Annotated in this window: 13 protein-coding genes; 7 read left to right on the top strand and 6 right to left on the bottom strand. The window is 68.5% G+C overall.

What is annotated here, in order from left to right; all coding sequences use genetic code 11:
* Window positions 1-117 precede the first annotated feature (117 nt).
* The 3 genes from ACAM49_RS32120 to dgoD are packed head-to-tail and all read left to right on the top strand — an operon-like array spanning window position 118 to window position 2,989.
* Window positions 118-1,074, top strand: a complete 957-nt coding sequence (locus ACAM49_RS32120) for a sugar kinase (RefSeq protein ID WP_369639315.1) — start codon at window positions 118-120, stop codon at window positions 1,072-1,074.
* Between the two features lie 17 nt (window positions 1,075-1,091).
* Entirely contained in the window at window positions 1,092-1,847 is a 756-nt protein-coding gene (locus ACAM49_RS32115; protein ID WP_369639314.1) for an SDR family NAD(P)-dependent oxidoreductase, read from the top strand.
* Window positions 1,844-2,989: a galactonate dehydratase gene (dgoD, locus tag ACAM49_RS32110; RefSeq protein WP_369639313.1), complete on the top strand. Its 1,146-nt coding sequence runs from the start codon at window positions 1,844-1,846 to the stop codon at window positions 2,987-2,989. Before ACAM49_RS32115 ends, dgoD begins: the two co-directional genes overlap by 4 nt.
* A gap of 21 nt (window positions 2,990-3,010) precedes the next feature.
* On the opposite strand, the gene ACAM49_RS32105 is transcribed toward dgoD, so the two are convergent.
* Window positions 3,011-3,928, bottom strand: a complete 918-nt coding sequence (locus ACAM49_RS32105) for a DUF4436 family protein (RefSeq protein ID WP_369639312.1) — start codon at window positions 3,926-3,928, stop codon at window positions 3,011-3,013.
* Window positions 3,929-4,051: 123 nt separating this feature from the next.
* On the opposite strand from ACAM49_RS32105, the gene ACAM49_RS32100 reads away from it, so the two are divergent.
* Window positions 4,052-4,714 (top strand): TIGR00645 family protein, encoded by a 663-nt coding sequence (locus ACAM49_RS32100; protein ID WP_369639311.1) that lies wholly within the window; start codon window positions 4,052-4,054, stop codon window positions 4,712-4,714.
* A 13-nt stretch (window positions 4,715-4,727) separates the two neighbouring features.
* Here the strand turns inward: ACAM49_RS32100 and ACAM49_RS32095 are convergent, their stop codons facing one another.
* The 5 genes from ACAM49_RS32095 to ACAM49_RS32075 all read right to left on the bottom strand — a co-directional run bounded on the left by ACAM49_RS32095 (window position 4,728) and on the right by ACAM49_RS32075 (window position 9,304).
* Window positions 4,728-5,624 carry a CHAD domain-containing protein gene (locus ACAM49_RS32095; RefSeq protein WP_369639310.1) on the bottom strand — a complete coding sequence of 299 codons (897 nt, stop codon included), beginning with the start codon at window positions 5,622-5,624 and terminating at the stop codon, window positions 4,728-4,730.
* Entirely contained in the window at window positions 5,625-6,581 is a 957-nt protein-coding gene (pip, locus tag ACAM49_RS32090) for a prolyl aminopeptidase (RefSeq protein ID WP_369639309.1), read from the bottom strand.
* Window positions 6,581-7,036 carry a hypothetical protein gene (locus ACAM49_RS32085; RefSeq protein ID WP_369639308.1) on the bottom strand — a complete coding sequence of 152 codons (456 nt, stop codon included), beginning with the start codon at window positions 7,034-7,036 and terminating at the stop codon, window positions 6,581-6,583. Before ACAM49_RS32085 ends, pip begins: the two co-directional genes overlap by 1 nt.
* A 191-nt stretch (window positions 7,037-7,227) precedes the next feature.
* Window positions 7,228-8,082, bottom strand: a complete 855-nt coding sequence (panB, locus tag ACAM49_RS32080) for a 3-methyl-2-oxobutanoate hydroxymethyltransferase (RefSeq protein WP_369639307.1) — start codon at window positions 8,080-8,082, stop codon at window positions 7,228-7,230.
* 133 nt (window positions 8,083-8,215) lie between these two features.
* On the bottom strand, window positions 8,216-9,304 hold the full coding sequence (locus ACAM49_RS32075; protein ID WP_369639306.1) for a S1C family serine protease: 1,089 nt from the start codon (window positions 9,302-9,304) through the stop codon (window positions 8,216-8,218).
* Window positions 9,305-9,649: 345 nt separating this feature from the next.
* On the opposite strand from ACAM49_RS32075, the gene ACAM49_RS32070 reads away from it, so the two are divergent.
* The 3 genes from ACAM49_RS32070 to ACAM49_RS32060 all read left to right on the top strand — a co-directional run bounded on the left by ACAM49_RS32070 (window position 9,650) and on the right by ACAM49_RS32060 (window position 15,739).
* Window positions 9,650-11,131 carry an alpha/beta hydrolase gene (locus tag ACAM49_RS32070; protein ID WP_369639316.1) on the top strand — a complete coding sequence of 494 codons (1,482 nt, stop codon included), beginning with the start codon at window positions 9,650-9,652 and terminating at the stop codon, window positions 11,129-11,131.
* A gap of 74 nt (window positions 11,132-11,205) precedes the next feature.
* Window positions 11,206-12,546 carry a type I glutamate--ammonia ligase gene (glnA, locus tag ACAM49_RS32065; RefSeq protein WP_369639305.1) on the top strand — a complete coding sequence of 447 codons (1,341 nt, stop codon included), beginning with the start codon at window positions 11,206-11,208 and terminating at the stop codon, window positions 12,544-12,546.
* A gap of 178 nt (window positions 12,547-12,724) precedes the next feature.
* A complete protein-coding gene (locus ACAM49_RS32060; RefSeq protein ID WP_369639304.1) occupies window positions 12,725-15,739 on the top strand; it encodes a bifunctional [glutamine synthetase] adenylyltransferase/[glutamine synthetase]-adenylyl-L-tyrosine phosphorylase in 3,015 nt (1,004 codons plus the stop codon).
* The last annotated feature ends 352 nt before the right edge of the window (window positions 15,740-16,091 follow it).

Raw genomic sequence — 16,091 nt, 5'->3', positions numbered from 1 at the left:
CCTGGAGGCGGGGGCCAGGGCGCTGGGGATGGGGTCGCCGCTGGTCGGGGATGCTTGTGTCGGTGGGGATCTCGGGGCGCTGCGGGAGCGGGCGCTCCTCGTGCGGGACCAGCTGTCATGAGGGGCGGACTGGTAACGCTCGGGGAGGCGCTCGGCGTGGTGGCGGCGAGCGAAGCCGGGCCGTTGGCGCCCGGGGCGGCGATGCGGATGGATTTCGCGGGGGCGGAGGCGACCGTCGCGATCGGCGTGCGCAGGCTCGGGCACGAGAGTGCGTGGATCGGGAGTCTGGGCGCGGATGCGGTGGGGCGCATGGTTTTCGACCGGTTGCGGGGTGAGCGGGTGGATGTCTCGTCCTGCCGGGTCGACCCGGAGCTACCCACCGGATTGATGCTGCGCGAGCGCCGGACGGCCGATCACACACGCGTCACCTATTACCGGCGCGGTCTGGCGGGCTCACGGCTGGCGGTGGATCAGATCGATGCCGCGCGGATCGCGGCCGCGGGTGTCCTGCACATCACGGGAATCACACCCGCCCTGAGTGATTCGGCGCGGGCCGCGGTCGATCTGGCCGTCGGAATCGCCAGCGACGCGGGCGTCCCGGTATCCCTGGACGTCAACTACCGCAGCGCCCTGTGGTCTCCGGCCGAGGCCGCCGCGGAGCTGTCGAAGCTGGTGTTGCGCGCCGACGTGGTCTTCGCGGGATTGGACGAGGCGGCATTGCTGTTGCGGAGCGACTCGGTGTCCGAGGACGTGGCGGCGGTAGCCGAATCGCTTGCCGCCCTGCGCCCTTCGGAGATCATCCTCAAGCTCGGTGCCGATGGCGCCGTGGCGTGGGCGGATGGTGAGCTGCTGCGGCAACCCGCGCTGCCGGTCACCGCAATCGACCCGGTCGGAGCCGGAGACGCGTTCGTCGCCGGGTACCTCGCGGGCCTGCTCGACGGCGAATCCGTCTCGGAGCGTTTGCGATTGGCCGCCACCTGCGGCGCGTTCGCCGTGTCTGTGGCCGGGGATTGGGCGGGTCTGCCGTATCGGCACGAGCTCGGGTTGCTCGACGGAGCCGATGTTCAGCGATGAGGACGAAGGGGAAGAGGATGAGTCGGCTGGTGGACAGGGTCGCGGTGGTTACCGGGGCGGCCTCGGGAATCGGGGCGGCCACGGCGGTGAGGTTGGCGGCCGAAGGTGCGGCGGTGGTCATCGCGGATATCGATGAGGCCGGCGGAGAGGGGGTGGCGGAGAAGATCCGCGCGACGGGTGCGCGGGCGGAATTCCAGTGGTGCGATGTGTCGCTGGAGGAATCGTGGGACGACCTCCGGGCGCGGGTCAACGAGCGGTTCGGGCCGTTGGACTTCTTGTGCAGCAATGCCTCTCACCAGGAGATCGTTCCGGCGCACGAATTGAGCAGACGCCAATGGGACGACGGGCTGGCGGTCAACCTGACGCCGCTGTTCCTGGGCCTGCGCGCCTTCATCGACGACTTGCGTTCCCGGCGCGGGAATGTCGTCGCCGTGTCGAGCGTGCACGCCCAGTTCGGGCTGCCCGGATACCCGGTCTACGCGGCGGCCAAGGGCGGGTTGACCGCCCTGGTGCGCCAGCTGGCGGTCGAGTACGGAGAGGACCGGATCAGGGTGAACGCCGTGCTCCCCGGCCCCATCCTCACCCCCGTATGGGACGACGTCGACGCCGAAGGCCGCCGATTGTCCGCTCGCGCAACAGTTCTGGACAGACTGGGCGATCCCGAGGAGGTGGCGTCCGCCATCGCCTTCCTCGCCTCCGATGACGCCTCCTTCATCACCGGCGCGAATCTGGTCGTCGACGGCGGCTGGAGCGTGCGAAAGGAATCCCGGTGAAGATCACCGCACTCACCACATACCTGGTCGCGCCCCGCTGGTGCTTCCTGCGCATCGACACCGACGAGGGCCTCACCGGCTGGGGCGAACCCGTGATCGAGGGCCGCGCCCACACCGTCGCGGCCGCCGTCGACGAGCTCGCCGACTACCTGATCGGCAAGGACCCGATGAGCATCGAGGCGCACTGGCAGACCCTCACCAAGGGCGGCTTCTATCGCGGCGGACCCATCCTGTCGAGCGCGGTCGCGGGCATCGACCAGGCGCTATGGGATATCACCGGCAAGGCGCTCGGCGTCCCGGTGTGGCAGCTGCTCGGCGGTGCCGTGCGCGACCGGGTGCGTGTCTACAGCTGGATCGGCGGCGACCGCCCCGACGATGTGGCCGCCGCCGCGAAGGAGCGAAAGTCCCAGGGCTTCACCGCGATCAAGATGAACGCCTCGGCCGAAATGGAACCCATCGACACCGCGCGCGCGACCCTCGACATCGTCGACCGGGTAGCGGCGGTGCGGGAGGCCACCGGCGACGAATTCGATATCGCCGTCGACTTCCACGGCCGCCTGTCCGTCGCCATGGCCCGGCGGGTGCTGCCATTGCTGGAGCCGTACCTGCCGTTCTTCGTGGAGGAACCTTTGGTGCCGGAGGCCGGTGCGCGACTGAGCGAGATCACCAGCGCCACAAGCATTCCCATCGCCACGGGTGAGCGCCTCTTCTCGCGCTGGGACTTCCTCCCGGTCCTGGAAAGCGGCGTGGCCGTGGTCCAACCGGACCTCTCGCACGCGGGCGGCATCTCCGAGGTCCGCCGCATCGCCGCCCTCGCCGAGGCCCGCGATGTCGCCCTGGCCCCGCACTGCCCGCTCGGCCCGATCGCGCTCGCCGCCAGCCTGCAGGTCGGCTTCGCCACCCCGAATCTGCTCATCCAGGAACAGAGCCTGGGCATCCACTACAACACCGGCTCGGATCTGCTCGACTACCTCATCGACCCAATGGTTTTCGAGTACCGCGACGGCCATGTCGGCCTGCTGAACGAGCCCGGCCTGGGCATCCGCGTCGACGAGCGAGCCGTGGCCCGCGCCGCCGAGACCGGGCACCGCTGGCGCAACCCGATCTGGCATCGCAAGGACGGCTCGCTCGCCGAATGGTGATCACCGCTGTGGCACGGCAGCTCACCGCTGTGGCGCGAACACCGGGAACTGATTCGTCGGCCGCGCCGCAGCCTCCCGCTCCGCGCGTTCCTTCGCCATTTCGACGCGATAGCCGACCACCACGGTCCCGACCAACGCCGCCGAAATGATCCCCTCCGCGATGAAGAACGACGTGAAGTCGATGATCGACCCGATCGGCGCGCCACCCGGCACCGCGTTGCGCAGCGGCACCAACGCGAAAAGCAGTGCGCCCATCATGGATACGGCCGGGAACATCAGGCCGCGCTTACCGGACAGCACGTAATAGCAGGCGATCGCCGCGGCCAGCGACAGGCCCAGCATGAGGATCATGATGAAGATCGCGAACACCAGCGTCGGAATCGACCGGCTGGCGTGCAACCCGAGGTCGATGCCCTCGTCGGAGTCGGATTCCGGCGCCTCGCTCACCGCGAACAGGGTGTCACCGCTGGCCACGGTGGCCGCGGTGGGCAGCCGCTTGTCGCCGCTGAACACGTCGAAGGCCAGCACCGCGTCATAGGAGTCGAACGGGTAGTCGGTGAGCGTGCCCTCCACCACCACCTTCACCTCGGCAGCCGAGATCGGCTCGCCCGCTTTGATTTTGATCGGATCGGCCTTGAGCGCCGAGGTGTATAGCAGCGCGTCGGAGACGAAGTGGCCGTTCTTGTCGGCGAGCGCGCCGCGCGGAGTGGCCAGCACCTCGACCGTGGCGGTCTGGGTGGCCGGATCGATCTTGCCGACCCAGATGCCCAGATCCACCCGATCCTTGACCGCGGTATTGCCGAAGGGATGCGAGGCCTCCGCCCGGGTGCGGCCGACCCCGTAGGCGGACATCGCGAGCACCAGGCCCACGATGAGCGCCGCCGCGATCGCGACCAGCCACAGCGGGCCGCGGCGTTTCTGCTGAATTCCGTGTTGCACGCGGCGAACCTATCGGCGCGGACATCAACGAACGATCAGGAATCCATCACGGCGTCAGCGGTGCGCGCGGACATGATCGATTACTGATCGGCGCGTGATTTCGGGCGTGCTGTATTGGGTCCCATGGCTTTCCCGTACCCCACCGCGACTCCGCCCGCGGCCACCCAGCCACGCAGTCTGGGCTACTTCATCTTCCTCAGCCGCTGGCTGCAGCTGCCGCTGTACGTGGGCCTGATCGTCGCGCAGGCCGCCTACGTGTGGCAATTCCTGCGCGAGCTCTGGGAACTCGTGCACGGGCTGTTCAAGGAGGGCAATGCCGAGACCAGCATCATGCTCTCGGTACTCGGGCTGATCGACGTGGTCATGATCTCCAACCTGCTGATCATGGTGATCGTCGGCGGGTACGAGACATTCGTGTCGCGGCTGCGCATCGACGGGCATCCGGATCAGCCGGAATGGCTGGCCCAGGTGAATGCCAATGTGCTGAAGGTGAAGCTGGCCATGTCGATCGTCGGCATCTCCTCGATCCACCTGTTGAAGACGTTCATCTCCATCACCACCGACGCCAACCCCGGCGAGCACTCGGCGCGCTACCTGTGGCCGGTGATCATCCACCTCGCGTTCGTGATCTCGGCGGTGCTGCTGGCCTGGATCGACCGGATCATGCCGCATGCCGCGCACCGGGACAGCCACGGAACTACGCACGCGACGGCACCCGGCCACGGGGTGGCGCTGGCGCACGGGGCTCAGCACAACGGCGAGCAGTCGGGGTTCCGCACTCACTGAGCGGATCGATCCGCTAGGTCAGCGGGTGGTGGCGGAGGAATTCGATGGCGTCGGGGTACTGCTCGAGAGCCTTGGCGGCGGCGGCTTCCTCTGCATCGCAGAGGCGTTGGTAGCCCGCCTCGTCGGCGTCGGTGGCGTGGGTGCGCAGGGTTTGCAGGGACTCGACGGCGTCGCGATGGTCACCCAGGACGCCCTGGAGGCGTTTGGCCTTCTTGCCCAGTTCCTCGGCGGGCTTGCCGAGAACGGCGGTGGCGGCCTCGGCGGAGTAGCGAAGTCGCTTGGCGGCCTTGCGGATGTCGTGCAGGTGCTCGACGCGCTCTTCCTCGGTCAGATCGGGTTCCTGGCGGACCAGGCGGCGCAGCTCGCGGAAGTCGTGGCGCAGCACCGCGGCGAAGACATCCTCGGCGGGCTTGTCGGCCTGGGACCCGCGCAGCGGGGCGTCGCCGGTCAGGCCGTGCAGCCGGTCGAGCAGGGTCCGGTAGCGGCGGCTGTCGAAGGCGTCCACCACCGCGCGATGCGCGCCCGCGTAGAAGCGGCGCTCATCGGCCACCAGCTGGGCGCCGAAATCCTTTCGGGGAGGCGACTTCTCGCCCAGCGGCACGGTCTTCTCGTCGAACGGCGCGCCGGTGTCGCCCAGCAGCGTCGTGAATCGCTCGGCCCGCACCTCGGCGTCGCGGGCCACCCCGAGCAGCCCGGCCAGCCAGCGCAATTCGTCGGTGATCTCGCCGACCGGCTTGCGCCGCAGCAATCGGCGATAGGACCTCAGGATGCTGCGCAGGCGCCGGGTCGCCACCCGCATCTTGTGCACCGAATCCGGAAGGTCTTCGCGCACATCGGGTTCGGCCGTACACAGCCGGTCCACATCGGCGGCTACTGCGTCGACCAGGGCGGGACCGGCTGCGGTACTCATCTACATCCTGTACTTGTCCGTGGCTTCCACCAGATGGTGGGTGATGCCGGTTTCGAGAGCGGCGTGACCGGCGTCGGGCACCAGGTGCAATTCCGAACCGGGCCAGGCCTGGTGCAGATCCCAGGCGCTGGTCGCCGGGCACACCACGTCGTAGCGGCCCTGCACGATCACACCGGGAATGTGGGCGATGCGGTCGATGTCGCGCAGCAGCTGACCCTCGTCGAGGAAGCCGTGGTTGACGAAATAGTGGTTCTCGATGCGCGCGAAGGCCAGCGCGAAGCGCGGGTCGGCGGTTTCGGCGACCCGATCCGGTTGGGGCAGCAGAGAACTCGTGGCACCCTCCCAGGTCGACCACGCGACGGCCGCGTCGGTGGCAAGAGCGGCATCGGGGGAGTGCAGCAGCCGGTGATAGACCTCGACCAGATCTTGCCCGCGCTCGGCCTCCGGCACCGGCGCCAGGAACTTCTCCCACTCATCGGGGTACACGTACCCCGCGGAGCCATTGTAGTACCAATCGATTTCCTTGCGCCGCAACAGGAATATCCCGCGCAAGACCAATTCGGCCACCCGGTCGGGATGGGTCTGCGCATAGGTGAGGGCCAGCGTCGAACCCCACGAGCCGCCGAACACCAGCCAGCGCTCGACGCCCAGATGCGTTCGCAGCCTTTCGATATCGCCGACCAGATGCCAGGTGGTGTTGTGCTCGAGGCTCGCGCCGTCGGCGATGTGCGGGGTGGACTGCCCGCAACCCCGCTGATCGAACAGCACGATGCGGTACGCCTCGGGATCGAAGAACTGCCGGTGATACGGCGAGGTGCCGCCGCCCGGGCCGCCGTGCAGGAACACCGCGGGCTTGCCGTCGGGGTTGCCGCTCACCTCGTAGTAGAGGTGCTGGCCATCACCGACGTCGAGCATGCCCTGCTCGTAGGGTTCGATCGGCTGGTACAGGGTGCGCATCAGCCGGCCACCAGCCCCGCGGACAGGTTCGGGATCTCGATCGCGGACAGCGCCGCATCACGCACATCCGGGCAGGCCTGGGTGGTGACCCGGTCGGCCACGCCGCGCTCATTGGGCAGGAACAGCCCGTTCTCCGCAGCCCACTGGATCACGGTCGCGTTCAGCGAGACCTTGTCCATGGTCGGGGTCTGCACCCGCCAGTCCGAGAGCTGCGGCCGGATCAGGTCGCACAACCGCTTGGCGGCGGCATCGGAGACGGTCAGTCCCGGCCCGGCGTTCGCCGACGTGGTCGGCGCACCGCTGGTGCTCGGCTGGCCCGTCGTCGAGCTCAACCCCGAGGACGAGCCCTTAGGCTGCGCCGATCCGGTCGAGGAGTTGTCCCCGCAACCCGCGGTCAACACGACGACGGCCACGGCACCCACCAGCACCGGCGTCCGGCGCATCCAGCGACTCATTCCACGATCCATGAACTTCCCTCTGGTCGATCCAGCTCGTTGGCTACCGAGTCTGCCACCAAAACGCGATGGTGGACCGAAGAGACCGTGGGCGAATGTGCACCGATAGCCGACGGCTATCGAACGGTCGATAAGGAAACGCCCCCGCGGTTGTCCGCGGGGGCGTTCGATTCATTGCGAGCCAGGCGCACTCAGTAGCTGTGCTCCGGGCCGGGGAACACGCCCCGCCGCACCTCGTCCGCGTAAGTGGCTGCGGCCGTACGCAATTGGCCGCCCACATCCCCGAACTGCTTGACGAACTTGGCGGTCTTGCCGCCGGTGTAGCCGACCATGTCCTGCCAGACCAGCACCTGCGCATCGCATTCGGCCCCGGCGCCGATGCCGACGGTCGGGATGGTCAGCTTGCGCGTGACCTGCCCCGCCAGCTCGGCGGGCACCATCTCCATGACCACCGAGAAGGCCCCGGCCTCCTGCACCGCGATGGCGTCGGCGACCAACTGCTCGGCCCCGTCCCCGCGCCCCTGCACCCGGAACCCGCCCAGCGTATTGACGCTCTGCGGCGTGAACCCGATATGCGCCATCACCGGAATCCCGGCCGCGGTCAGCTTGTGAATGGTGTCGGCGACCCGCTCACCACCCTCCAGCTTCACCGCGTGCGCGCCACCTTCCTTCATGAACCGCACGGCAGTCGCCAGCGCCTGCTCCGGCGAGGACTCGTAACTACCGAACGGCAGATCCGCCACCACCAGCGCGTGCGGCGCACCCCGCACCACACCCCGAACCAGCGGAATCAGCTCATCGACGGTGATCGCCACCGTCGTGTCATACCCGTACACCACATTCGCGGCCGAATCCCCGACCAGCAGAACCGGAATCTCCGCCTCTTCGAACAGCCGCGCGGTCGAGTAGTCGTAAGCGGTCAACATCGACCACTTCTCACCCGCCTGCTTCATCTGCTGCAGATGCTGCACTCGCGTCTTCCGCCGAGCGGGAGTTTTCGGTGCCGCGGCCCCATACACAGACGTTTCCGCATCGGATACGGACATCATCGTCCCTTTCGTCGTTTCCTCGAGGCCCTTGACCGGGTCCCCGGGTTGCTATGACGCCCCTCAGTCTGCCATTCCCCCCGCTCACCGCGGCGATGGAATTCCTCACATCGCCGCTCGAGCGTTGCATGGGTCAGCCGACGGGACCCTTCGCCAGCTGGACCTGGGCGGACTGGGACTGGCCCGTGCCGTCGGTCCACCTGAGGGTGATGGTGTCGCCCGGGTGGTGTTGGTCCATTTGGGCGGTGAGGTCGGTGGCGGAGGTTATGCGGTGGTCGTCGAGGCCGGTGATGACGTCTCGGGCTTGGAGGCCCAGCTGGTCGGCGGGGCCGCCTTGGACTACGCCTCGGATTTGGGCGCCGCCGCCGGTGGAGGTCACCGAGACGCCGATGAAGGCGGTGTCGCCGATGTGGATTACGTCGGAGGATTTGCCGGATTGGATTTGTTTGGCGACCGCGAGGGCCTTGTTGATGGGGATGGCGAAGCCTTGGCCGCCGGTGTTGTTGAAGCGGAAGCCCTTTGAGGCCGCGGTGTCCATGCCGATTACCTGGCCGGATGAATTGACGAGGGGGCCACCGGAATCGCCGGGTTCGATGTTGGCGGCCACCTCGATGAGGCCGGTGAGTTGTTCGGAGCTGCCGGTGGCGTCGTCGCTGGCGGTGATGGAGCGGTTCAGGGCGGTGACCCGGCCGGTGGCGGCGGTGGGGGTGCCGCGGCCGCCCGCGTTGCCGACGCCGACGACGGGGTCACCGACCGCGACCTTGTCGGAATCGCCGAGGGGTGCGGTTTGGAGGCCGGAGGCGCCTACGAGTTTGATGACGGCCATGTCCTCGCTGCGGTCGAAGCCGAGGACGGTGGCGTCGTAGGTCTGGCCGTTGCCCAGATCGGTGACCGAGATAGCGGTCGCGCCCTCGACCACGTGGTTGTTGGTGAGGATGACGCCGTCGGAGGTCAGCACGATGCCGGTGCCCGCGCCCTCGCCGTTCTGCAGCCCGAGTTCGGTGTTGACGTCCACGATGCCGGGCACCACCGCCTGCGCGGCGGCGTCGAGATCGGCTGGGGGAGTGGTGAAGTCGATGGGCTGGCTCTGTGTCACCTGCCCGGGCGTCTCCGCCACCGGACTGCCCGGCACCAGCGTGTTCGGCCCGCAGGCCACCAGCCCCAGGGTGGCGGCGAGCGCCACCGCGGCGGCGGCCGCGGCCCGGATGGTGCGCGAGCGCATCGAGCCGGATCCCGCTCCAGCGCGGTTCGGCGACTGTGGTTGCACGTTCATGACGCCCCTCATCGGTCGATCCCCCGGTTCTTCCCCATTAAGCATGCGGTTTCTGAGAGCGGCCTGGGGACTTACCGTGTGAACCCCACGTACCCGGTGCCCGCGGCTCCGAACCTTTACCGTCCCCGTTCCGTGCCCCGCGTGACGTTGCGCACAGGCGCGAGGACCGCGATGTAAACGGAGATGTATATGAGCGCCGGAAGGGGTGCGTGGGTGTTTTCGGTGGGATGGCACGATCAACGCATGGCGTTGATGCGAACCGGCCGGGTCGTGCTTCTGGCAACGGCGATGGCGATGACCGCGGCTGCGTGCACCAGCGTGGTGGACGGCAACCCCACTCCGGCGGCACCGGCCGGTATGGAGTCCTTTTACAACCAGACCGTGAATTGGGGCAGCTGCACCGATTACGTCGAGGGCGATGACGAGCTGCCCAAGGGCACCGAGTGCGCGCGGGTGACGGTGCCGGTGGATTACGCCAATCCCGGTGGGGCGACGGCGAAGATCGCGATCTCGCGGATCAAGGCCAGCGGCAACAAGATCGGTTCGCTGCTGCTCAACCCGGGCGGGCCGGGCGTCACCGGACTCAACATGGTCAGTATCGGCGACGGCACCAAGATCGCCGACCGCTTCGACCGCATCGGCTTCGACCCGCGCGGCGTCGGCGCGTCGCAGCCCGCCATCAAGTGCATGACCGCCGCCGAGGACGACGCCCAGCGCGCCGAACCCAACAAGGACAACTCGCCCGCCGGCATCGCGGCCCTCGAGGCCGAGAACAAGGACTTCGCCAACAAGTGCGTCGAGCGCACCGGCAAGGAGTTCCTCGCCCACGTCGGCACCCGCGAGGTCGTGCAGGACATGGACGTCATCCGTGCCGCCCTGGGCGATTCGAAGCTGACCTACCTCGGCTACTCCTACGGCACCCGCCTCGGCTACGCCTACGCCGAGAAGTTCCCCGACCACGTGCGCGCGCTCGTGCTCGACGGCGCGCTCAAGCCGGACCAGGATCCGCTCAAGGAATCCCTGGCCCAGGCGGCCAGCTTCCAGAAGGCCTTCGACAACTACGCCTCCGACTGCGCGGCCAAGGAGAAGACCAACTGCCCGCTCGGTGACGATCCGGCGCAGGCCACCAAGAAGTTCCGCGCCCTGGTCGATCCGCTGTGGGACAAGCCGGTGCCCACCCAGGACCCGCGCGGCCTGCACTACGGCGACGCCATCACCGGCGTGCAGCAGACCCTCTACTCGGTCCGCCTGTGGAACGCCCTCACCAAGGGTCTGCGTGAACTCGCCCAGGGCAGCGGCGACACCCTGCTCGCCCTCGCCGACATGTACGACGGCCGCCACGACGACGGCTCCTACGACAACAGCTCCGACGCCTTCAACGCGATTCGCTGCGTGGACGATCCGCCGATCACCGACCGCGCCGTGGCCGCCAAGCAGGACGCCGACTACCGCCGCGCCGCCCCCTTCCTCGACGACGGCCACTCCAGCGACGCCGCGCCGCTGGAACTGTGCGCTTTCTGGCCGGTGCCGAACACCAGCGCGCCCCACAAGCTTTCGATCCAGGGTTTGCCCAAGACCGTGGTGATCTCCACGACCAACGATCCGGCCACCCCGTATCAGGCCGGTGTCGACCTGGCCGAGCAGCTCGGCGCGAGCCTGATCACCTTCAAGGGCACCCAGCACACCGTCTCCTTGCAGGGCAAATCCTGCGTGGACGACCCGGTCGTCTCCTATCTCATCGACCTGAAGGAGCCCGCCGCCGGTCTCACATGTTGAGCTCGCGAGGACTCGGCGCGCCTGCTGACGTTCATGTAACACGGATTTAACTCCCGGCCCCTACAGTCGCGGTCATGGACCGTCAGAAGGAATTCGTCCTCCGGACGCTCGAAGAGCGGGATATCCGCTTCGTGCGACTCTGGTTCACCGATGTCCTGGGTTATCTCAAGTCGGTGGCTATCGCGCCCGCCGAGTTGGAGGGCGCCTTCGAGGAAGGCATCGGCTTCGACGGTTCGGCCATCGAGGGATTCGCCCGGGTTTCCGAGGCGGATATGGTGGCCAAGCCGGACCCCTCCACCTTCCAGGTGCTGCCGTGGTCCACGTCGAAGGGGCATCAGCACTCGGCTCGCATGTTCTGCGATATCGCCATGCCGGACGGTTCGCCGTCCTGGGCGGATCCGCGGCACGTGCTGCGGCGGCAGCTGAACAAGGCCGCCGACCTGGGCTTCAGCTGCTACGTGCACCCGGAGATCGAGTTCTTCCTGCTGAAGCCGGGCCCGCACGACGGCTCGCAGCCGGTCCCGGCCGACAATGGCGGCTTCTTCGACCAGGCCGTGCACGACGAGGCGCCGAACTTCCGCCGGCATGCCATCGATTCGCTGGAATCGATGGGCATCTCCGTGGAGTTCAGCCACCACGAGGGCGCGCCGGGCCAGCAGGAGATCGACCTGCGCTACGCGGACGCGCTGTCCATGGCCGACAACGTCATGACCTTCCGCTACCTGATCAAGGAAGTCGCGATCGACGAGGGTGTGCGGGCGTCGTTCATGCCCAAGCCGTTCGCCGACCACCCGGGCTCGGCCATGCACACCCACATGTCGCTGTTCGAGGGTGAGCAGAACGCCTTCGCCGACCCGGACGATCCGATCAACCTGTCGGAGACCGCGCGGGCGTTCATCGCGGGCATCCTCGAGCACGCGCACGAGATCTCCGCGGTCACCAACCAGTGGGTGAACTCCTACAAGCGCCTGGTGCACGGTGGCGAGGCCCCGACGGCCGCGTCGTGGGGCCGTTCGAATCGTTCTGCGCTGGTGCGTGTTCCGATGTACACGCCTAACAAGGCGGCCTCGCGTCGCGTCGAGATCCGCAGCCCTGACAGCGCATGCAACCCGTATCTCGCGTTCGCGGTGCTGCTCGCGGCCGGTCTGCGCGGCATCGAGAAGGGCTACACGCTGCCGCCGGAGGCCGAGGACGATGTGTGGTCGCTGACCACCGCCGAGCGTCGCGCCATGGGCTTCCGGGAGCTGCCCGCGTCGCTGGACGAGGCGCTGAAGAACATGGAGAAGTCCGAACTGGTCGCCGAGACCCTCGGCGAGCACGTCTTCGACTTCTTCCTGCGCAACAAGCGCCGGGAGTGGGCGGGGTACCGGAACCAGGTGACCCCCTACGAGCTCAAGGAATACCTCGGGCTGTAACCGCCGGAGCAATCCCGCGCTGCAACGCGAATCGGGCCGCGATCACGATGCTGATCGCGGCCCGACGCGTTTCCATCGCATGTGGGCGGGGTCGCGATGTGGAGGCGGAATGGACACGGTGTCTCGTTTGGGAGGGATGGGCGGCATGTCGTGTTGTGGTGACATGTAATTTGAAGGAATGGTTCGGCCACCGACTGCTCGTTCCGCTGTGCCCGGTGTTGGACGGCTCGGATTGCTCGAGCCGTCCGCGGCCGACTCTCTGCGAGAGTTGGCCTGGGACAACGTGGACAGTGTCCCGCTGCTGTGGGCGCTGTCCCGGTCGCCCGACGCCGATCTGGCGCTGCTGACGCTCATCCGATTGCGCGAGCAGCTCGGGAGCGACTGGGCGGCACTGGATTACGAGCTGCGGCGGAACACCTCGCTGCGCGGGCGGCTGTTCGCGCTGATCGGGTCGTCGAGCGCGTTCGCCGATCACCTGGTGGCCGATCCGCCGGCGTGGCAGTTGCTGAAGCGGCCGACACTGCCGGGGCGCGACGAGCTGCTGGCGGATCTGCTGGACTCGGTGAAGGCCGAGGCCGAGGTGGGGACGAACGCCGGGCCCATGATGTTCCGGGCGCAGGTGGCGGGGCCGGAGGCGATCGCCTTGCTGCGCAAGCGGTATCGCGATCAGCTCATGCTGCTGGCCGCCATCGACCTGGCCGCCACCGTCGAGAACGAACCCGTGCTGCCGTATCAGCAGGTCGGGCAGCATCTCACCGACTTGGCCGACAGCGCGCTCACCGCGGCGCTGTCGGTGGCCGTGGCCCGGGTGTGCCCGGACCGCGAGGTACCGGTGCGCCTCGCCGTCATCGCCATGGGCAAATGCGGTGCGCGGGAACTCAATTACGTCTCCGACGTGGACGTCATCTTCGTCGCCGAACCCGCCGACACCACCGCCACCCGGCTGGCCGCCGAGATGATGAGCGTGGGCAGCGCGGCCTTCTTCGAGATCGACGCGGCGCTGCGGCCCGAGGGCAAGGCCGGGGCGCTGGTGCGCACCCTGGACTCGCATATCGCCTACTACAAGCGGTGGGCGCGGACCTGGGAATTCCAGGCGCTGCTCAAGATGCGGCCCGCCACCGGGGATCTGGAGTTGGGCGCGCAGTATCAACAGGCTTTGATGCCCATGGTGTGGGCGGCCTCCGAACGGCCCGACTTCGTTGCCGACGTGCAGGCCATGCGGCGGCGCGTGGAGGATCTGGTGCCCGCCGATCTGCGCGAACGCGAGCTGAAGCTGGGGCACGGGAGTCTGCGCGATGTCGAATTCGCGGTGCAGCTGCTGCAATTGGTGCACGGCAAGGCCGATGAATCGCTGCATGTGCAGGGGACCGTCGAGGCGCTGACCGCGCTGGCCGCGGGCGGGTACGTCGGGCGCGACGACGCCGCCAACCTCACCGCCTCCTACGAATTCCTGCGCCTGCTCGAACACCGCTTGCAGCTGCAGAAACTCAAGCGCACCCACACCCTGCCCGCCGCCGAGGACGAGGAGGGCATGCGGTGGCTGGCGCGCGCCGCGCACATGCGGCCCGATGGGCGGCAGGACGCGGTCGGGGTGCTGACCAGCGAGATCAAGCGCAATGCCATGCGGGTGCGGCGCTTGCACGCCAAGCTGTTCTATCGGCCGCTGCTGGAATCGGTGGCGCGGCTCGACGCCGACAATCTGCGGCTCAGCCCCGAGGCGGCCGTGCGACAGCTGGCCGCGCTGGGGTACGTGGCTCCGGAGAACGCGCTCGGGCATCTGAAGGCGCTGACCGGGGAGGTCGGGCGCAAGGGGCGGATCCAGGCGCTGCTGCTGCCGACGCTGCTCGAATGGCTCGGCGAGACACCGAATCCCGATGCGGGACTGCTCGCCTACCGGCGGGTGTCGGAGGGGCTGGACAACGAGATCTGGTTCCTGCGCGAACTGCGCGACGAAGGGGCCATCGCACAGCGGCTCATGATCGTGCTGGGTTCCTCGGCGTACCTGCCGGACCTGCTGATCAACGCGCCCGAGACCATCCGCATGTACGCCGACGGGCCGGACGGGCCGCTGCTGCTGGCCACCCAGCCGTCGGATGTGGCGCGCGGAATCCTGTCCGGCGCAGGGCGTTACGACGATCCCAAGCGGGCCGTCGCCACCGCGCGCTCGCTGCGCCGCCACGAACTCGCACGCGTGGCCTCGGCCGATGTGCTCGGCATGCTCGATGTCCCGCAGGTGTGCGAGGCGCTGTCCTCGGTGTGGATCGCGACGCTGGAAGCCTCGCTGCAGGCCGTGATCCGGGCCAGCGAGGCCGAGCTCGGCAAGCCCGCGCCCGCCGACTTCGCCGTCATCGGCATGGGACGGCTCGGCGGCATGGAACTCGGGTACGGCTCCGACGCCGACGTGCTGTTCGTGTGCGACCCGCGGCCCGGCGAAGACGAGACCGTCGCGGTGAAATGGGCCATCGGCATCGCCGAACAGGTCCAGCGCCTGCTCGGCGCGCCCAGCACCGACCCGCCACTCCAGGTCGACGCCGGCCTGCGCCCCGAGGGCCGCAACGGCGCACTGGTCCGCACCCTCGCCGCGTACTCCGCCTACTACGAGCAGTGGGCGCAGCCCTGGGAAGTCCAGGCCCTGCTGCGCGCCCACCAGGTAGCCGGTGACCGCGACCTCGGAATCCGCTTCCTGCGCACCGTGGATCCCATCCGCTACCCCGAGGGCGGCATGTCTCCCGAGGGCGTCCGCGAGATCCGCCGCATCAAGGCCCGCGTCGACTCCGAACGCCTCCCACGCGGCGCCAACCCGGCCACCCACACCAAACTCGGCCGCGGCGGCCTCGCCGACATCGAATGGACCGTCCAGCTCCTGCAACTCCAGCACGCCCACGAAGTGCCGGATCTCCACAACACCTCCACCCTGGAGTCCCTGGACGCCATCGAACGCGCCGAACTGATCGACGCCGCCGACGCCGCCCTACTCCGCGACGCCTGGCTCACCGCCACCAAGGCCCGCAACGCCCTCGTCCTGGTCCGAGGCAAACCCGCCGACCAACTCCCCGGCCCCGGCACCCTCCTCTCCGCCATAGCCCGAGTAGCGGGCTGGCCCACCGACGACGGCAGCGAATTCCTCGACCACTACATGCGAGTAACCCGCCGCGCAAAAACGGTGGTAGAGCGAGTCTTCGGCGGCGAGTAGCGCACCGCGCCAAGTGGTCACCGCGGAGTGTTCGGGACGCCCCGCCCGCTGGGCCAGGTGGAGGCCGCCCGGACGCTCCGGCGCGAGTGGGTTGTCGGAGGTGCCGGGACGGCTGGAGTCGGGCTGTGTCCGTGTGCTGGCAGGGGTGGCAGAGTGCGAGCCGCGCGTTGCCGCCGCGGTCAGGTCAGGTCCTCCTCTGGCATAGCCAGATCGTTTCGGGCTGCGGGGAATTCGGCGCCTAGGGTCTGCGGGACGTGGGGCAAGGGATTGCCGAGGAGTTCGTCCTCGCGGTTGCGGATAAGGTAGGCGGGGCAGCGGTGGGCTGAGTCGGGGTCGGCGCCTGCGCGGGTGC

Origin of the sequence: Nocardia sp. JMUB6875 (assembly GCF_041154655.1) — a bacterium.
Taxonomy (GTDB): Bacteria; Actinomycetota; Actinomycetes; order Mycobacteriales; family Mycobacteriaceae; genus Nocardia.
Note: the sequence above shows the minus strand (reverse complement) of the source record. Positions and strands in the feature narration are given on the sequence as shown.